12 protein-coding genes are annotated in these 17,483 nt (G+C 63.9%); 9 read left to right on the top strand and 3 right to left on the bottom strand.

Going from position 1 to position 17,483, the window contains the following annotated elements; all coding sequences use genetic code 11:
* Position 1 precedes the first annotated feature (1 nt).
* The 6 genes from D0B32_RS21755 to D0B32_RS21780 are packed head-to-tail and all read left to right on the top strand — an operon-like array spanning position 2 to position 6,524.
* On the top strand, positions 2 to 2,683 hold the full coding sequence (locus D0B32_RS21755; protein ID WP_117336781.1) for an MMPL family transporter: 2,682 nt from the start codon (positions 2 to 4) through the stop codon (positions 2,681 to 2,683).
* The gene (locus D0B32_RS21760; protein WP_117336376.1) at positions 2,680 to 3,573 is read left to right on the top strand and encodes a polysaccharide deacetylase family protein; all 894 of its coding nucleotides are present in this window, start codon (positions 2,680 to 2,682) and stop codon (positions 3,571 to 3,573) included. The genes D0B32_RS21755 and D0B32_RS21760 overlap by 4 nt, the downstream gene beginning before the upstream one ends.
* Positions 3,574 to 3,587: 14 nt before the next feature.
* Entirely contained in the window at positions 3,588 to 4,868 is a 1,281-nt protein-coding gene (locus tag D0B32_RS21765) for a beta-ketoacyl-[acyl-carrier-protein] synthase family protein (protein ID WP_117336377.1), read from the top strand.
* The gene (locus D0B32_RS21770; RefSeq protein ID WP_117336378.1) at positions 4,868 to 5,701 is read left to right on the top strand and encodes a beta-ketoacyl synthase chain length factor; all 834 of its coding nucleotides are present in this window, start codon (positions 4,868 to 4,870) and stop codon (positions 5,699 to 5,701) included. Before D0B32_RS21765 ends, D0B32_RS21770 begins: the two co-directional genes overlap by 1 nt.
* Positions 5,698 to 6,264, top strand: a complete 567-nt coding sequence (locus D0B32_RS21775) for a hotdog family protein (protein WP_117336379.1) — start codon at positions 5,698 to 5,700, stop codon at positions 6,262 to 6,264. The genes D0B32_RS21770 and D0B32_RS21775 overlap by 4 nt, the downstream gene beginning before the upstream one ends.
* Positions 6,264 to 6,524, top strand: coding sequence for a hypothetical protein (locus D0B32_RS21780; protein WP_117336380.1), 261 nt, complete (start codon positions 6,264 to 6,266; stop codon positions 6,522 to 6,524). Before D0B32_RS21775 ends, D0B32_RS21780 begins: the two co-directional genes overlap by 1 nt.
* A gap of 414 nt (positions 6,525 to 6,938) precedes the next feature.
* Here the strand turns inward: D0B32_RS21780 and D0B32_RS21785 are convergent, their stop codons facing one another.
* Complete coding sequence (locus D0B32_RS21785) at positions 6,939 to 7,976, bottom strand: aldo/keto reductase (protein WP_117336381.1); 1,038 nt, start codon at positions 7,974 to 7,976, stop codon at positions 6,939 to 6,941.
* A gap of 176 nt (positions 7,977 to 8,152) precedes the next feature.
* Complete coding sequence (locus D0B32_RS21790) at positions 8,153 to 10,303, bottom strand: hybrid sensor histidine kinase/response regulator (protein ID WP_117336382.1); 2,151 nt, start codon at positions 10,301 to 10,303, stop codon at positions 8,153 to 8,155.
* A gap of 505 nt (positions 10,304 to 10,808) precedes the next feature.
* Here D0B32_RS21790 and D0B32_RS21795 point away from each other — a divergent pair.
* The 3 genes from D0B32_RS21795 to D0B32_RS21805 are packed head-to-tail and all read left to right on the top strand — an operon-like array spanning position 10,809 to position 15,307.
* Positions 10,809 to 12,002: an HlyD family secretion protein gene (locus D0B32_RS21795; protein WP_117336383.1), complete on the top strand. Its 1,194-nt coding sequence runs from the start codon at positions 10,809 to 10,811 to the stop codon at positions 12,000 to 12,002.
* A 19-nt stretch (positions 12,003 to 12,021) separates the two neighbouring features.
* A complete protein-coding gene (locus D0B32_RS21800; protein ID WP_117336384.1) occupies positions 12,022 to 13,611 on the top strand; it encodes a DHA2 family efflux MFS transporter permease subunit in 1,590 nt (529 codons plus the stop codon).
* Position 13,612: 1 nt separating this feature from the next.
* Positions 13,613 to 15,307 (top strand): efflux transporter outer membrane subunit, encoded by a 1,695-nt coding sequence (locus D0B32_RS21805; RefSeq protein WP_117336385.1) that lies wholly within the window; start codon positions 13,613 to 13,615, stop codon positions 15,305 to 15,307.
* Between the two features lie 12 nt (positions 15,308 to 15,319).
* Here D0B32_RS21805 and D0B32_RS21810 read toward each other — a convergent pair whose 3' ends face one another.
* Positions 15,320 to 17,392 carry an AI-2E family transporter gene (locus D0B32_RS21810; RefSeq protein ID WP_117336386.1) on the bottom strand — a complete coding sequence of 691 codons (2,073 nt, stop codon included), beginning with the start codon at positions 17,390 to 17,392 and terminating at the stop codon, positions 15,320 to 15,322.
* Positions 17,393 to 17,483 lie beyond the last annotated feature (91 nt).

Consider the following 17,483-nt stretch of genomic DNA (forward strand, 5'->3'; position numbering starts at 1 on the left):
CATGCAGCCGGACACTTCGCGCGACGCAGCGCGGGGCGTGGCGCGCGCGCAGCACTCGCAGCAATCGCAGCAACCGCGCGCAGCCGGCGGCGTGCTGCGGCAACGCGCGGTGCTGCTATGGCTCGCCTTCCTGCTGGTCTGCGCCGTCGTGATCAGCCGCACCACGTTCACCGCCGACCTCTCCGCTTTCCTGCCACGCTCACCGAGCGCCGGTCAGCGTGTGCTGGTCGAGCAGTTGCGCGACGGCCTCGTGTCGCGGCTGATTCTGGTCGGCATCGACGGTGGCGACCCGGCGGGACGCGCGGCGCTGTCGAAACAGATGGCGGCCAGCCTGCGCGGCGACACGCAGTTCGCCTCGGTGAATAACGGCGAGCCCGTCAGCGAAGAACGCGATCAACGCTTCATCTTCGAGCATCGTTATGTGCTGAGCCCGCTCGTCACGCCGCAGCGCTTCTCCGCTGCCGGTTTGCATCAGGCGCTGGGGGACAGTCTCGATCTGCTGGGTTCGTCCGCGGGCATGTTCGCGAAGGACCTGCTGCCACATGATCCAACCGGCGAAGTCACGGCGCTCGTCAGCCGCCTCGATAGCGGCGCACAGCCCGTGTCGCAAGACGGCGTGTGGGCCTCGCGCGACGGCCGGCGCGCCGTGCTGGTCGTGCAGACCGCGGGCGCCGGCTCAGATACCGACGCGCAGGCTCAGGCGATGACCGCCGTGCAACGCGCCTTCGACGCCGCGGTCAAAACCACGACGGCAAATGGCGCTTCCACCTATCACTTGCAGATGACGGGCCCCGGCGTGTTCTCGGTCGAAACCCGTGACAACATCAAGCACGACGTCCGGCGTCTTTCCGCAATCAGCATCCTGTTGATCGTCGCGCTGCTGCTGGTGGTGTACCGCTCGCCGCTCGCACTCGTGCTGGGACTGTTGCCGGTGCTGTCCGGCGTCGCGGCCGGGCTCGCCGCCGTCAGTCTCGCGTTTGGCACGGTGCATGGTCTGACGCTCGGCTTCGGCACGACGCTGATCGGCGAAGCTGTCGATTACTCGATCTATCTATTTGTTCAGTCCTCCCAGGTACAGGGCGCACGACGCGGCGTCGCGCCAGGCGCGAGCAGCGATTCGTTGCGTCAATGGATCAGGCTCTACTGGCCGACCATCCGGCTCGGCGTGATGACCTCGATTTGCGGCTTCGCGTCCATGCTGTTTTCCGGTTTTCCGGGCCTCGTGCAACTCGGGCTTTACTCCATTGCCGGGCTCACCACCGCCGCACTCGTCACGCGCTTCGTGCTGCCGCATCTGCGCGGCACGCGCTTTGCGATTCGCGACGTCTCGGCGCTCGCCGCGCGTCTTGCGAGGCTCACCGCCGCCGCGCCGCGTTTGCGTGGCGCGCTCATGGTGCTGTTGATCGCCGCCGTCGCAACGCTGGCGTTGCATCGTCAGGACATCTGGAGTCACGAGTTGTCGGCATTGAGCCCCGTGTCGAAGCAAAGCACCGCGCTCGATGCCAGCCTGCGTGCTGATGTCGGTGCACCGGACGTGCGCTATCTGGTGGTCATTTCAGGTGCGAGTCAGGAGAGCGTGTTGGAAGGCGCGGAACGGGTTGCCGCACAATTGCAGCCCCTGGTGGATGCCGGGGTGCTGGCGGGCTACGAAAGTCCCGCGCTGTATCTGCCGAGTCTGGCGGCGCAGCGGGCGCGTCTTGCCAGCCTGCCAGCTGCGGATGTCCTCACCCAGCGTCTGCGTGACGCTGTCGTGGGTCAGTCGATCAGCGTCAAGCCGGAGGCGTTCGCCCCGTTCGTGGCCGACGTGGAGAGCGCGCGCCAACAGCCGCCGCTGCAACGTGCCGATCTGCACGGCACCTCGATGGCGCTCGCCGTCGATGCACTGCTGACGCAACGTGACGGCCGCTGGAACGCGATGCTCTCACTGCTTGCGCCGGAACATGCCGCAGGGGCCATGCAAAACACGACGCAAAACGCCGCGCAAAACACAGCGCCCACGCACAGCACTGCTGATCAATCGAGCCTCGATGCCGACAAAATTCGCGCAGCCGTCGCACAGGCGCACGTGCCCGACGCACTCTTCGTGGACATGAAGGCCGAAGCCGATCGCCTCTACATCAACTATGTGCGCGAGGACATTCATCTGTCACTGGCGGGACTGGCGGCGATCGTCGTGCTGCTGCTGATCGCGTTGCGTTCGCCGCTCGCGGTGGCGCGCACGCTCGCGCCGTTGCTCGCCGCTGTGCTGGTGGTGTGCGCCGGACTTGCGCTAGCCGGTGAACCGCTCACCATCCTGCACCTGATCGGCATGTTGCTGATCGTCGCGGTAGGTTCGAACTACGCGCTGTTCTTCAACAAGCCTGGGAGCGGCAGCCATCACATCGCCAGTGACAGCGCCACACCAGACAGCCAGGGCATCGCACCGCTCACGCTGGTCTCACTGCTGATCGCCAACCTCGCCACCGTGGCCGGCTTCGGCCTGCTTGCGCTGGCGCGCGTACCGCTGCTCAAAGCCTTTGGTCTGACGGTCGGGCCCGGCGCAATCCTCGCGCTGCTGTTCTCGGCGATTCTCGCGCCCACCATGACACGCGCCGTGGCGCCCGCAACCGCTGCGCGTCGCAAGGAACAGCGTTTCACCGGCGAAAACGCTGGCGGAGAACCTCGCACCGGAGACAACGCATGAGCGCCGCCCCGCTCACCGCGCCGGGCGCAGCGCGTCGCTGGACGCCTTCGCCCTTCATCACCGGCACGGCTGCGCTGCATGTGGGCGCGGGCGCGGCGCTGCTGTTCGATCCGGCGTTGTGGCCGTGGGCCGCCGGCAGCGTGGTGGCCTCGCATCTGGCCTTGACCGCAGCGGGTCTATGGCCGCGCAGCAATCTGCTGGGATTGAACTGGACCACCCTGCCGCCGCACGCGGGTCAGCAGATCGCGCTCACCATCGACGACGGCCCCGATCCCGAAGTCACGCCACGTGTGCTCGATATCCTCGATCAATACCAGGCGCGCGCCACGTTCTTTTGCATCGGTGACATAGCGCACGCTTATCCGAAGTGTGTGGAAGCCATCGTCGAGCGCGGTCATGCCGTCGAAAATCATAGCCAGCAGCATCGCCATAACTTCTCGCTGCTCGGGCCAGGCGCGCTGCAGCGTGAAATTGCCGCCGCCCAACAGACGCTCACTGAGATCGCCGGCACACCGCCGCTGTTTTTCCGCGCGCCGGCCGGTCTGCGCAATCCGTTCCTCGAACCGGTGCTGTGCCGCCTCGGCCTGCATCTGGCGAGCTGGACGCGGCGCGGTTTCGATACCCGCACGCGCGATGCCGCCGTGATATCGCAGCGGCTTCTGCGCGGACTGGCGGCGCGCGACATTCTGCTGATGCACGACGGTCATCCGGCCCGCGATGCGCAGCAGCGCCCGGTGGTGCTCGACGTGCTGCCCACCGTGCTGGAAGCGGCCGCCGCGGCGCGCCTCCATTGCACCACGCTGAGGGCGGTGATCGCGCCGGCAGCGGGAAACGTCCCGGCTGCGCATCAGTCGAACTTTCCGTACCCTGAACGTAGTCAGAACCGATAACAGGATCGAACGCCGTGAAACCTCTCCTGCTCACGCACTTCACTGCTACCAGTTGCGCCGGCCGAGGACTCGACGCCACCCTCGCCGCACTGCGCGAGCAACGCGGCGGCCTCACGCCGTGCAACTTCGAGCGTGCCGATCTGGCCACGTGGATCGGTGCGGTCGCAGGCGTCGACGACGAACCCGTACGCGACGACCTGCGCGATTTCGAATGCCGCAACAACCGGCTCGCCCAGCTCGGCCTGTTGCAGGACGGCTTCGCCGAAGCCGTCGAGGAAGCTGCGAAACGCTACGGCCCGCAGCGCGTCGGCGTGTTCATCGGCACCAGCACGGCAGGCATTCTTGAAACAGAACTCGCGTACCGGCAGCGCGATGCCGCCAGCGGCGCCCTGCCCATCGGCTTTCGTTACGCTGAAACCCACAACCCCTATTCCATCGCCGCCTTCGTACGGGCGTTTTTTGCATTGCGGGGACCGGCCACGGCGATTTCCTCGGCGTGCTCATCCGGCGCCAAGGTGTTCGGCACCGCGCGCCGCATGCTCGAAGCAGGCCTGATCGACGCGGCCGTGGTGGGCGGCGTGGACTCGCTGTGCCTGACCACGCTGTATGGCTTCAACTCGCTCGAACTGCTCTCGCCTCAGCCGTGCAGACCATTCGATATCGACCGCAGCGGCATTTCGATCGGCGAGGCGGCCGCCTTTGCGCTGCTCGAACGCGTCGACGAAACGAACGCTCAGGCGGCCGCCGCTGTCTCCGATGACGTGATCCTGCTGCTCGGCATTGGCGAATCGAGCGACGCATATCACATGTCGTCGCCGCATCCGGAAGGACTCGGCGCGCGTCTGGCAATCGAGCAGGCGCTCGCATCCGGCGGTGTGGCGGCGCACGAAGTGGATTACATCAATCTGCACGGCACCGCGACGCCGAGCAACGACACGGCGGAAAGCCTCGCGGTCAAGGCCGTGTTCGACGGCACGCCGTGCAGTTCGACCAAGGGCGCGACGGGTCACACGCTGGGTGCCGCAGGCGCGCTCGAAGCGGTGATCGCCGCGTTGAGCCTGCGCGAACAATGGCTCCCCGCCGGCATCAATACGACGCAACCGGACCCGCAACTCGCGCTCAACTATCAACTGCAAAGCCGGCCGGCCACACTGCGGGCAGTGATGAGCAATTCGTTCGGTTTTGGCGGGACCAATTGCAGCCTGTTGTTTGGACGCGGCGAATTTATGCGGCAGACGGCAGGTGCGAACCGCAACGATGCCGAGCGTCAGAACATACTTCGGGATGCCAAATAATGATCGAGCTTACCGCATTCATCGAAGGCGTCGGCCTGCTGGGTCCGGGCCTGGCCAACTGGAACGAGGCTAAAGCGACGCTCGCCGGCCTCGCACCCTACACCGCCGCCCGCACCATCGTGCCCGCGCCCGCCAGTCTGCCGCCAGCGGAACGGCGCCGCACCGGCACGAGCGTCAAGCTCGCGCTCGCCGCCGGTCACGAAGCGGCCGCCATGAGCGGGCGCGATGTCGCCACCCTCGCCACCGTGTTTGCCGCGTCCGGTGGCGACGGCCAGAACTGCCATGCGATCTGCGAGACGCTGGCGGGCGACGACCGCATGCTCTCGCCCACCCGCTTTCACAACTCGGTGCACAACGCGCCCGCCGGTTACTGGAGCATCGCCACCCGGGCGATGGCGCCATCCAACGTGCTGTGCGCGTACGACGGCAGCTTCGCGGCGGGCCTGCTCGAAGCGCTGTGCCAGGTCGCCGTGGACGGCGTGCCGACGCTGCTGATCGCCTTCGACACCGACTACCCGGCGCCGATGCACGAGGTGCGCCCGGTTCCCGACGCCTTCGGTGTGGCCTTGGTGCTGGCACCCCAGCAAAGCGCGAACGCACTCGCGCGCATCGATGCGCACCTGACCGATGCCCCTGCTGGCGCACTCGCCGACACCGCACTCGAAGCCATGCGGCAGGCCATTCCTGCCGCACGCGCATTACCGCTGCTCGAGGCGCTGGCGCGGGGTCGCGCAGCCGGCATCGTGCTGGATTATCTGCCCGATGTGCAGTTGCAACTGGATGTCTCGGTCCCGGAAGAAGCAGGAGCAGGCCCAGGAGCAGTAAGGCAATGACGTCGAGCTTTCCGCTTTCGCCACCGCTCGGACGCGCGTGGATCGCAGCGCACATTCCGCATCACGGCGCGATGTGCCTGCTCGATGCAGTCACCGCATGGGACGCCGAGCACATTCGCTGTACCGCGACGAGTCATCGCGATCCGTTGAACCCGCTGCGCTCGCCGGACACCGGCGCATCGCCCGACGCCCGGGGCCGGCTCGCCGCGGTTTGCGGGGTCGAATATGCCGCCCAGGCGATGGCCGTGCATGGCGCGTTGCTGGGCGCCTCGCATGACCGGCCGCGCACGGGTTTTCTCACCAGCGCGCGCGACGTCGAAGCGCAAGTAGCACGGCTCGATACGCTGGATGATGTGCTGCTCGTCGAAGCCGAGCGGCTGAGCGGCAACGACAACACCGTGCTGTACCGCTTTGCATTACGATGCGGCGACCGGCTGCTGCTCACCGGACGCGCCACGGTCATGCTCGATGCGAGCGGCGTCATGCCAACAGCTGACCCCGTCGCCAGCCCCGTTGCTATCCCCGTCTTGAACGGCAACCCATCCACCTCTGGATCCGTGTGATGAAATCACCAACACGCTTAATCACTCTCTCAGCCGCGCTCATGCTGGGCATGCTCAGTCCGCTCGCGCATGCCGACTTCTCGGAAGGTGCGCATCAATTCAAGTCCGATGTGAAGAGCGCCGGCAAGCAGACCGGCCACGCGATCCGCGATGCCGGACATGCCGTCGCGCACGGCGCGAAAACCGCCGGCCATGCGGTGGCCGATACCACGCGCAATGGCTACTACAAGACCAAGCACTGGGTGAAGGAAAAGACCTGAGCGCCGCTGCGGAGCGTCGTGAAGGGATGTGATGTACTGGGGCTAACGCAACGGTTTGGCGCGAACCTTCACGGCCCCGCGTCTAAGGGTTTTTCCTAAGTAAAAAACCCACGTTCAATATTACGTTTTACTTTCCATATTCTTTCAAATCGTGTTTAATGAGATCTCGCATTTGACGCGGGGAGATCTTCATGTCGCACTTTTTGCCAGGTGCCGTCATCCAGGGTAGTTGCATGGGCGTGGTGGCGCCTGTGCCAGCAATATTCGAGACGTTTTCCGGATGACGGTAACGCTGGCCTTGTCCGGGGTGGGCAAGACCAGCGTCATACCTTGCAAACGGCCGCTCCCCTTCGCGGCCGTTTTTTTTTGCCTGTTGCCAATTAGTTCGTCATCCTTTGTAATCAGGCCTGCCACTCATTTCGCCACCGGCACCGGCGACGGATTGCGCTCCGGAAAGCCTTCCTGATGCCAGTACGGATACGCGGGCCGCACAGCGCTGGCCGCATCCAGTTTGGCCATCTGCTCGGCGCTCAGATTCCAGCCCACGGCGCCAAGGTTCTGGCGCAGTTGCGCTTCATCGCGCGCACCGATCAACACCGTGGACACCGTCGGCCGCTGCAACAGCCAGTTCAGCGCAATCTGCGGCACGGTCTTGCCGGTTTCCGCGGCGACTTCATCAATGGCGTCGAGCACGCGGAACAAATATTCGTCCGGCACCGGCGGCCCCATGTCCGCGGTCTTGTGCAGACGGCTCTTTTCCGGCAACGGCTGACCGCGCTTGAGCTTGCCGGTGAGACGTCCCCAGCCCAGCGGACTCCACACCACGGCGCCCACGCCCTGGTCGATACCGAGCGGCATCAACTCCCATTCGTAGTCGCGTCCCACCAGCGAGTAGTACGCCTGATTCGCCACATAGCGTGGATAGCCGTAACGGTCGGCCACGTCCTGTGACTTCATCAGATGCCAGCCGGAGAAATTGGACACACCCGTATAGCGGATCTTGCCGGCCCGCACGAGATCGTCGAGCGTGGACAGCACTTCCGTGACGGGCGTTTTCGCGTCGAAGCCGTGCAACTGGAACAGGTCGATGTAATCGGTTTGCAGCCGCTTGAGCGCGGCATCCACGGCCTGAATCAGATGGAAGCGCGACGAGCCGACGTTGTTCGGGCCACCGTCGAAACGGAAGGTGGCCTTGGTCGAGATGATGACCTTGTCACGCTTGCCCTTGATCGCTTCGCCCAGCACGGCTTCGGACGAGCCGCTCGAATAGATGTCGGCGCTGTCGAACATGGTCACGCCCGCATCCAGACAGATGTCGATCAGGCGACGCGCTTCGGCTACATCGGTTGCGCCCCACGCCTCGAAGAATTCGCCCTTGCCGCCGAACGTGCCTGTACCGAAGCTCAGAACCGGGACCTTGAACCCGGACGCACCCAAATGTCTGTATTCCATTGAAAATCCTCCATAGGGTTGTCATCGACCAACGCGCGACCAGTCTACCCAGGTCTGCGTAAACGCGTTGACGAGCCCGGCAGCGTTAGCGCTGCATCGTGGAGGTATAGCGAGGCATGCCGGGTGCAAGGCAAACGCACTCGGGACACGTAGTGCAGGGGCTTAGTGCAGGGCTACTACTCGCAATTGACGAGCGCATGCAGCTCGTCGATGTTGAAGGGCTTGGCCAGAATCTGCACGCCGATATGCCGCGCCCGATCCAGTTCGTCGGCGTAGCCCGTCATCAGCGCGATCTTCTGCGCCGGCCATTCGCTGCGCACTTTCTCGGCCAGATCGACGCCGTTCAGCTTGCCTGGCATCTGGATGTCGGAGAGCACCAGTTCGAAGCGCTCGCCGGCGGTGAGGACGTCGAGCGCGCGGTCCGCGTTGATCTCGTGCTGCACGACGCAGCCAAAGGTCTGCAGCACGGCGGCGATGCCGGCCGCCACGTCTTCGTTGTCCTCCACCAGCAGCACGACGCCTTGCGCATCCGAACGTTCCTCTTCGGGCGTCCTCGTCTGCGCGGGCACCGCGGCGGCCGGCATGCGGTAACGCGGAAAATACAGGCGCACGGTGGTGCCGCTGCCCGGCACGCTGGCGATTTTCGCGGTGCCGCCCGACTGCTCGCACATGGCCAGCACCTGCGCGAGGCCGAGGCCGGTTCCCGAGCCCTGCAGCTTGGTGGTGAAGAGCGGTTCGAACGCGCGCCGCGCCACCGCTTCGACCATGCCTTCGCCGTCGTCAGTACACGAGATCAGCACGTAATCGCCATCGGGCAGGAGCGTGTCGCTCGACACCAGACGGGTGTTCTGGCAACGAATCACGAAACGCCCGCCGTGCGGCATCGCATCGCGTGCATTCACCGCCAGATTCATGATCGCGAATTCCAGCTCGGTCGGATCGACGAACACGCCCCACACGTCAGGCACGAGATTGACGCTCACCTGCACCTTGTCGCCCACCGCAGCGTCGATCAGCGGTTCAGCCGAAGGCAGCCAGTGCGAGAGGTTGAGGGGCTCCTGTTTGAGCGGCTGTTTGCGCGCCACGCTCAACAGACGCCGCGTCAGTGCTTCGGCGCTGAGCGTGGCGCGCTCCACCGCCGTGACTTCGCGTTCGACGTTGTTGAAACCCTTGTGACGCGCCATCGTCATGTTCGACGACACCACCATCAGCAGGTTGTTGAAATCGTGCGCAACGTTGGCGACCAGATTGCCGAGCGCGCCCATCCGCTGCAACTGACGGCTCGACGCTTCCGCCGACAGACGCATCGCCACTTCGCCTTGCCAGCGCTCCCACGCCTGCCGTTCCGTGGCAAGCTGGCGCAGCGAGAAAAACACCAGCAGCCAGATGGCGATGCACGGCACGATGGCAATCGCGGCGATCAGCAGGAAGTGATGCCACCACTGCTGAAAAATCGCCGCCGTGGCATACGCGCTCATCACATAGAGCGGATAGTCGCCCACCTTTCTGAATGCAAGCAGCCGTTCCACTCCATCCACGGACGACGTCATGCGTACGTGGCCGGACAGCTGCTTGTCGCGCAGCGCGTCGTTGAATGGCGTATGCGCAGCCGGATTCGCGCCGGCTGGCCAGCTTGGATAGCGCACCAGCAACTGCCCGTCCTGGCGGTACAAGGCGAGCGCGAGCGACGGGTCATCGCTCGTCAGATCGCTGTAGAAATGCGCGAAGTAATCGCTGCGCATGGCGATGGACACCGCGCCGAGAAAACGCCCATCGCCGGTGGAGCGGCCTATCGTCGTATTGAAGACGTCGGTGTTAGAAATGCGGCCGTGCATCGGCTTCGAAAAAAACGGCTCGGGGCGAATCGCGCGCGCTGAAATGAAATCGTCACGCGAATCGACCGAGACGTTGGGCGCCGGATAGACCTTGCTGTTCACCAGCAGATTGCCATCCGCACCGAACACCGCGATGGCCGCCACCTGCGGGAAATTGCCGCCAATCACCCGCAACTGCTCGTGCAGATCGGCTTCGTTCTTACGAATCGTGGCCTCGTTGTCGTCGTCGAGCAAAGCGAGAATGCGCGCGGTGATCTGTTCGTTCAGATCGAGCACCTTGACCGCCTGCTCCTCGGTGACGCGTGAAAGACGGTCGATCACATTGTCCGCATCGGCGATGCGACGCTGGTAATCGAAGTAACCGTAACCCGCGAGGCACAGTAACGGGAACACGATCGAGGCAACGAACACCACTAGCAGCACGCGCCGCGTCGCCGCAAAATTTCGCAACGGTAGCGGTAAATCAACGACAGCACGCTCCGCGTGTTGCACTTGGTATCTCCGCAATTTGAGAGGTTCAGATTACGCGAACTGGGCTGCGTATCGCGCACCTGTAGGCGCATTGAAAGCAGCACGGCAAGCCAGGACCTCCCCTGCGGCATGCGCGCAGAGTCCTTCCTCGCCTTGATTGCCACGCCTCGTCGTTGACTGGCGCAATTCCGTTTTGCCTGACTGTACGACAGGCCGCTCGCCAACACAATTAATTGGCGCACCTGTCAGGGTCATTCCTATTCATCGCCGCTGCAACTGAGGGCAAACGGCCGCACTGGCTGGCACTTTTGCAGTACTTTCCGCACTGCTTTACGCCCCGTTTGCAAACTCTCGTCGTGAACGCTCAATGGAGCAATGTCAGGCACGCGGATTGCTGCCGCACGTGACATCGCGCTTTTCTGGCCGATCAAGGCCGCGCCGCCATCACCCCCGGCGATGCGGTGCATGGCATGACAGGCGGCCGCTTACCGCGTGCCTACCGCTCTCATTCACGGAACGAATCGCAATGTCTGATCAGACTGCATCCTCCCAAGATGAACCCAGGCAGCAGAACAATGCCGGGAAAGACGAAAAACCGGCAGACCAGAAAGGCAATGACAAGAAGAGCAACGGCGACGACAAGAACGGCAAGGAAGGCAAGGAAGGCAATGGCGGGCAAAAGAAGAAGCCCGGCAAGAAGCCGCTGATCATTCTCGCCATCGTGGTGGTGCTGCTTGCAATCATTGCATTTGTCTGGTGGTTTGCTACGCGCAACCAGCTCACCACTGACGACGCGTACACGGACGGCAACGCCATTACCATCGCCCCGCAGGTCTCGGGTTATGTCGTCGATCTGCGAATCAACGACAACATCTACGTGCATAAGGGCGACCTGCTGGTGGTGATCGACAAGCGCGAATATCAGGCGCAGGTGGATGCGGCCCAGGCACAGCTGGGACTGGCGCAGGCGCAACTGAATGCGGCTGAAGTGCAGCTCGAGATTGCAAGGGTTCAATACCCCGCGCAGTTCAAGCAGGCGAAAGCACAGACCTTGTCGGCGCAGGCCAATCTCACCCAGGCCCAGGCCGCCTACGCGCGGCAGCACACGGTCGACCAGCGCGCCACCTCGCAACAGAACATCGACACCGCCGATGCGCAGCAGGCCACCGCACGCGCCAACGTGCAGCAGGCGCAGGCGCAGCAACAGACGGCCAGCCTCGTGCCGCAGCAGATCAAGCAGACCGAAGCCACGGTCGAGGAGCGTCGCCAGCAGGTGCAGCAGGCCGAAGCGCAACTCGAGCAGGCCCAGCTGAATCTCTCGTATTGCGAAGTGCGTGCGCCGTCGGATGGCTGGATCACGAAGCGCAATGTGCAGTACGGCAGCTTCCTGCAAGCGGGCGTGTCGCTCTTCTCGATCGTCACGCCGGAAATCTGGGTGACCGCCAATTTCAAGGAGTCGCAACTCGAACGCATGCGCGTGGGCGACAAGGTCACAGTGGACGTGGACGCGTATCCGAAGGTTGAACTACACGGTCACGTGGATAGCGTGCAGTTGGGCAGCGGTTCGGTTTTCTCGGCGTTCCCCGCGGAGAACGCGACCGGTAACTTCGTGAAGATCGTGCAGCGTGTGCCGGTGAAGATCGTGATCGACGATGGGATGCCGCGCGATGTGCCGTTAGGACTCGGGCTTTCGGTGACGCCGAAGGTGTACCTGAAATGAGGCACACGGGAGCCCTGGCATGAGTACAACTGCAGGCAACGGCAGCCGCTCCGACTGGAAGCCGTCCGCCAATCCTTGGTTGATCGCGGTGGTCGTGACGCTCGCCGCGTTCATGGAAGTGCTCGACACCACCATCGTCAACGTGGCGCTGCCGCACATTGCCGGCACCATGTCCGCGAGTTACGACGAAGCCACCTGGACCCTCACGTCGTATCTGGTCGCCAACGGCATCGTGTTGCCGATCTCCGGCTTCTTCGCGAGGCTGCTTGGACGCAAGCGCTATTTTCTGGTCTGCATCGTCGCCTTCACGATCTGCTCGTTTCTGTGCGGGATCGCCACCAACCTGTTGCAGCTGATTATCTTCCGCTGTTTGCAGGGCTTTTTTGGCGGCGGCCTGCAACCGAACCAGCAGTCGATCATCCTCGATACGTTTCCGTCCGAACAACGTGGCCGCGCCTTTTCGATTTCGGCGGTGGCCATCGTGGTGGCGCCGGTGCTGGGACCGACACTGGGTGGCTGGATCACGGACAGCTTTTCATGGCGCTGGGTGTTTCTGCTGAACGTGCCGGTGGGCGTGATCACCTCGCTCGCGGTGTTTCAACTGGTCGAGGATCCGCCGTGGCGTGAGAACAAGTCGGGCGAGAAGGTGTCGATCGACTATATCGGCATCCTGCTGATTGCGATCGGGCTGGGCTGTCTGCAAGTGATGCTCGATCGCGGCGAGGACGACGACTGGTTCAAGTCGACCTTCATCTGCACGTTCGCCGTGCTCGCCGCAGCGGGGATAACGGGCGCGATCTACTGGCTGCTCTACACGAAAAAACCCGTGGTGGATCTTGCCTGCATGAGGGACCGCAATTTCGCGCTGGGATGCGTGACGATGGCCGCGTTCGCGACCATTCTGTATGGCAGCGCCGTGCTGGTGCCACAGCTCGCGCAGCAGCAATTAGGCTATACGGCGACCCTCGCGGGTCTGGTGCTCTCGCCCGGTGCGATTCTGATCGTGATCGAAATACCGATCATCAGCCGCCTGATGCCATATATCCAGACGCGCTTTCTCGTCACCACGGGCTTCCTGCTACTGGCCTGCGCGATGGCGTACTCGCATACGCTGGTGCCGAACGTGGACTACGACACGCTCGTCAAGATGCGCAGCGCGCAATCCATTGCGATTGGCTTTCTGTTTGTGCCCATCACTACCCTCGCCTACCTCACCGTGCCACAGGAACTCAACGACGATGCCTCTGCGCTCTTCACGATGTTCCGTAACGTGGCGGGCTCAATTGGCATTTCACTCGCCACGGCGATGATTCGCGAACGCACCCAGGCGCGTATGGCTCACCTCTCCGTTCATATGTCCACGCTTTCGCAGAACTACAACGACACCTTGCAGCGCACCGCGCATACCATTGCAGGCATCACGGGCCAGCCCCTCGCGCAGGCCATGCAGTCCGCGGCCGGCCAGCTGTACACCACCTTCGTGTCGCAATCCACGATTCTGGCGTACCTGGATGTCTTTGCGTATCTGGCGATATTCTGCCTATGCTTCGTACCACTGACGTTTTTCTTTTCGCCAGCCAAAGCGGCCGGCGGCGCGGGGGGACATTGAAATGAAAGCAACCGTCCGCGCGCCACGACTCTCCATGCTGACGCTCGCCTCGATCCTGAGCGCCTGTTCGGTCGGCCCGAATTTTCATGCGCAGCAAGCAGATGTGCCGCAGCAATGGCACGATACGCAAGCCGCGTCTTCCGCAGCGGCACCGCAGGCGGCTTCGGGTGCGCCGCCCGTCGTAACTTCACGGCCTACCGTGGACTCCGATCCCGATCCGCGCTGGTGGCGCAGTTTTGCCGACCCGACGCTCGACAGCCTGATCGAACGCGCCGCGAGCGGCAACCTCGATTTGCAGGAAGCCGTGCTGCGTATCGTCGAAGCGCGCACCCAGGAACAGAGCGCGGCGGCGCAGGGTTTGCCGAACGTGCGCGCGAGCGGCAGCTATCAGCGTGAGCAGTTGGGCGCGAAGGGCATCCTCCAGGAAGAAGGCGTCTACAGCAAGATCGATCAACTGGGCGCGCCGAATTCGCCCATCAACGCCATCGCGCCCGGCGCAGGCGCCACGCTCGAAAAAGGCGCCAACGGTGCGCTCGATTCGCTCACCTCGCCGATCAACCTCTGGCAGATGGGCTTCGACGCATCGTGGGAGCTCGATCTGTTCGGCCGCGTGCGTCGATCCGTCGAGGCTGCGAATGCGCAAACCGAGGCCGCTATCGAAAGCCGCAACGACGCACTGGTTTCGCTCGAAGCGGAAGTCGCGCAAACGTACATGCAGTTGCGCGGTGCCCAGGCGCTGCGCGAGATTACGCAGAGCCTCGTCGACCAGCAGCGCGACATTCTCACGCTGACGCAAAGCCAGGCGAAGGTGGGTCTGGCAAGCGAGGTGGACGTCAAGGGCGCCGCCTCGCAACTCGCGCAGACTCAGGCGCAACTGCCGCAATACGATCAGCAGATTGCCCAGGCGCTGAACGGTCTCGCCTATCTGCTGGGCGAGCCGCCCGGCGCGCTGGCGGACGAACTTTCGACACCCGCTGCCGTACCGCCGGTGCCGCCCACGGTACCCGTCGGTCTGCCTTCCACGCTGGCACGGCGGCGCCCCGATATCCGCGAGGCCGAAGCGAACCTGCACGCGGCGACGGCCAATGTCGGCGTAGCGGTGGCGCAGTTCTATCCAGACATTTCGCTCACCGGACAGGTGGGCACGCGCGGCACGGTGGCGAGCGGTCTCACGCACTGGTCGAATCTGTTCTACTCGTTTGGCCCCAGCATTTCGTTGCCGATCTTCCAGGGCGGCGCGCTGGTGGCGAATCTGCATTTGAACGAAGCGCAGCAAAAGCAGGCCGCGATCGACTATCGCAAGTCTGTGCTGATGGCGCTGCGCGATGTGGATAACGCGCTCGCCGTCTATCGCACCGATCAGGCGCGCCTCGCCGCGTTGGGTGATGCGGTGGCGGCGCAACAGACCACCTTCGATCTGTCGCGCGACAGTTTCCGCAAGGGCCTCGTGACCTTCATCAACGTGCTGGATGCAGAACGGCAATTGGGCGATGCGCGTCAGCAATATGCGCAAGGTACGACCCAGGTGAGCACGGATCTGGTGGCGCTATACAAGGCGTTGGGGGGTGGCTGGCAGGAAGGTGCGGCGGTGTCGAGTAATCCGGATGCAGCGCCGGCGCAGGGACAAACGCAGGGCGCAATGCAAGGATCAATGCCGGATCAGGCACCGGCGCAGTTGAAAACGCCAGGCGGCTGAGCCCGCTCTCGGTCAAGCCGCGATATCGTCCACCGCATGCTGCGGCTCGACGGGCATGGTCGCCGCGATTCTGCGGCACATGTCCAGCATTTCGCGCAGCGAGCTGGCGTAGCAGTCTGCACCAATGGCGCTTTGCAGATCGTCGCTCCACTTCTCGGTGTCGCTGCGCTCCCACAGGCCGACCACGATCGACGCCTGCGGCAGACGCTGCCGCACGCGCTTGACCAGATAACGTAGATGCGACGGAATGCCGTCGATACGCAGATACAGCAGGCAGACAATCGTCACGCCTGCCGTATTCAGCGAATCAATGCCGTTACGCGAGGCGGCTTCGTGCGGCGTCGCGCGGCAATCCAGATCGTGTTTGCCGAGCAACTGCACGAGCAGTGCGGTAGCGAGTCCATCGAGCGGCCCCCGTCCGGCAATGCACAGCACCCGATGATCCACGCGATTGCGCGCGGCGCGTTCGCAGGCATCAATCGAACTGGGCTTTACGTTGGCGGTTTCGGCGGCCGTTTCGGCTGTGGCGGCGGAGAGAGGCATGTCCACGCCATCTGCCGCTCTGCCTCCCGAACCCGCCTGCGCCAATGTTGATGACCGCGCGCTCGATGCGCTGGTGTCGTCGCAGTCGTCGACAACGAGGTCAGGTGAAGGATCGACATCGGGAAAGCTGTCCAGTCCTTCCATCAGATCGTGCGTGGTCGATTCGATACGCGCGAGTTGCACGGCGGTGACGCTGCCGCGCTGCACATCCGCAGCCGCCAGTTGCAAACCCTTGACGGTGACTTCGTCGTAATACGCGCTCAACGAGCGGTCTTTCAGCAGAATTTCGGCCTGCGCGATGGCTTCGTCGGGGTCGCCTGCGAGGGCGCGCTGGTAGAAGTTTTCGATGGGCGTGAGCGCGGGCTGATCGCCCAGCAGTACGTCGAGAAACTCCAGCCGTCGTACATGACGTCCCAGCACCAGCAGACAGAGTGTGAGCGGCGTGGACAGAATCAGGCCAATGGGCCCCCAGATCCAGCTCCAGAAGATCGCCGCCACCACCACCGAGAACGGCGACAGACCCGTGCTATGTCCGTACAGCAACGGCTCGACCACCTGCCCCACCGCCACTTCGACGGTAACGAACAAGGCAATCGACCAGATCGCCATCGACCAGCCCGGACTCACCGCGGCAGCCAGCGCCGTCGCGAGGGTGGCGCCAATCCAGATGCCCACATACGGCACGAGGCGCAGCAGCGCGGCCATCATGCCCCACAGAATCGGGCTGGGTACGCCGATAAAAAACAGCCCGGTGCCGATCACCAAACCCACACCTGCATTCACGCCGAGTTGCGACACGAAATAGCGGCTCAGGCGCCGCGCGGCCTCGTCCATGACTGTGGTGGTGCGATGCAGGTCGCGCGAGCCGAACAGGCGAATGGCGCGATCACGCAGATCGTCGCGTTGCAGCAGAATCACGATCGTGACGACGAACACGATGAACGCAGTTTCGAGCGGGCTGATGGCCGGTGAGAGAAACCGGCGTGCGAGTTCGAATGGCGACGGGCCCGGTTCGCGCACTTCCACCGGCATCGCGGCCGGCGCCTGCGTTTCGGCAGGCGGGGCGACGGCGCTCGGTGATGTCGGTGCAGAAGCGGGCTGCGGTTCCGTAGTGACGTGTTGCAGCGCCTGGCCCGCCGCGCCCGCGAAGCGGTCGAGTCGGCCAATGGTGACGCTATGCACGGCGTCGATCTTGCGCTCGATGGTGGCCTGATAACGCGGCGCGTTGCTGACCAGGTCGGTAAGCTGGGTAGCAATCACGCTGCCAAGCAGCACGATCACAGAGACGGATAACAGCACAGCCACGAACACCGAGGCGACATGCCCCAGTCGCAGACGCAGCAGAAAATTGGCGAGCGGCGCGACGAGGAAACTCAGCAGAATGGCGAGCGTAATGGGGATCAGCACGTCGCGCGCAAAGAACAACGCGGCTACCACCGTGACACCGACGGCAAGCGTAATCAAGCCTTCGATGCCCAACGCGGTGGAGGCCGCGATGCGCGTAGCCGGACGGCCCAGACGCGGATCGTTGAAATCTTTCATGCTCGGGAATCCTGTTGCACTGCGCTTTTATGGCCTGGCCCCGCCGCCAACGTCGTGTATCCGCCTGCCTGCTCCAATACTCACATCAACA

Source organism: Paraburkholderia sp. DHOC27 (assembly GCF_003429005.1).
Taxonomy (GTDB): domain Bacteria; phylum Pseudomonadota; class Gammaproteobacteria; order Burkholderiales; family Burkholderiaceae; genus Paraburkholderia.

What these genes read in the sequence shown, in the direction of transcription:
- D0B32_RS21755 (WP_117336781.1), top strand. Translation starts at nt 2, where the DNA reads ATGCAGCCGGACACTTCGCGCGACGCAGCGCGGGGCGTGGCGCGCGCG.
- D0B32_RS21760 (WP_117336376.1), top strand. Translation starts at nt 2,680, where the DNA reads ATGAGCGCCGCCCCGCTCACCGCGCCGGGCGCAGCGCGTCGCTGGACG.
- D0B32_RS21770 (WP_117336378.1), top strand. Translation starts at nt 4,868, where the DNA reads ATGATCGAGCTTACCGCATTCATCGAAGGCGTCGGCCTGCTGGGTCCG.
- D0B32_RS21775 (WP_117336379.1), top strand. Translation starts at nt 5,698, where the DNA reads ATGACGTCGAGCTTTCCGCTTTCGCCACCGCTCGGACGCGCGTGGATC.
- D0B32_RS21780 (WP_117336380.1), top strand. Translation starts at nt 6,264, where the DNA reads ATGAAATCACCAACACGCTTAATCACTCTCTCAGCCGCGCTCATGCTG.
- D0B32_RS21785 (WP_117336381.1), bottom strand. Translation starts at nt 7,976, where the DNA reads ATGGAATACAGACATTTGGGTGCGTCCGGGTTCAAGGTCCCGGTTCTG.
- D0B32_RS21795 (WP_117336383.1), top strand. Translation starts at nt 10,809, where the DNA reads ATGTCTGATCAGACTGCATCCTCCCAAGATGAACCCAGGCAGCAGAAC.
- D0B32_RS21800 (WP_117336384.1), top strand. Translation starts at nt 12,022, where the DNA reads ATGAGTACAACTGCAGGCAACGGCAGCCGCTCCGACTGGAAGCCGTCC.
- D0B32_RS21805 (WP_117336385.1), top strand. Translation starts at nt 13,613, where the DNA reads ATGAAAGCAACCGTCCGCGCGCCACGACTCTCCATGCTGACGCTCGCC.
- D0B32_RS21810 (WP_117336386.1), bottom strand. Translation starts at nt 17,392, where the DNA reads ATGAAAGATTTCAACGATCCGCGTCTGGGCCGTCCGGCTACGCGCATC.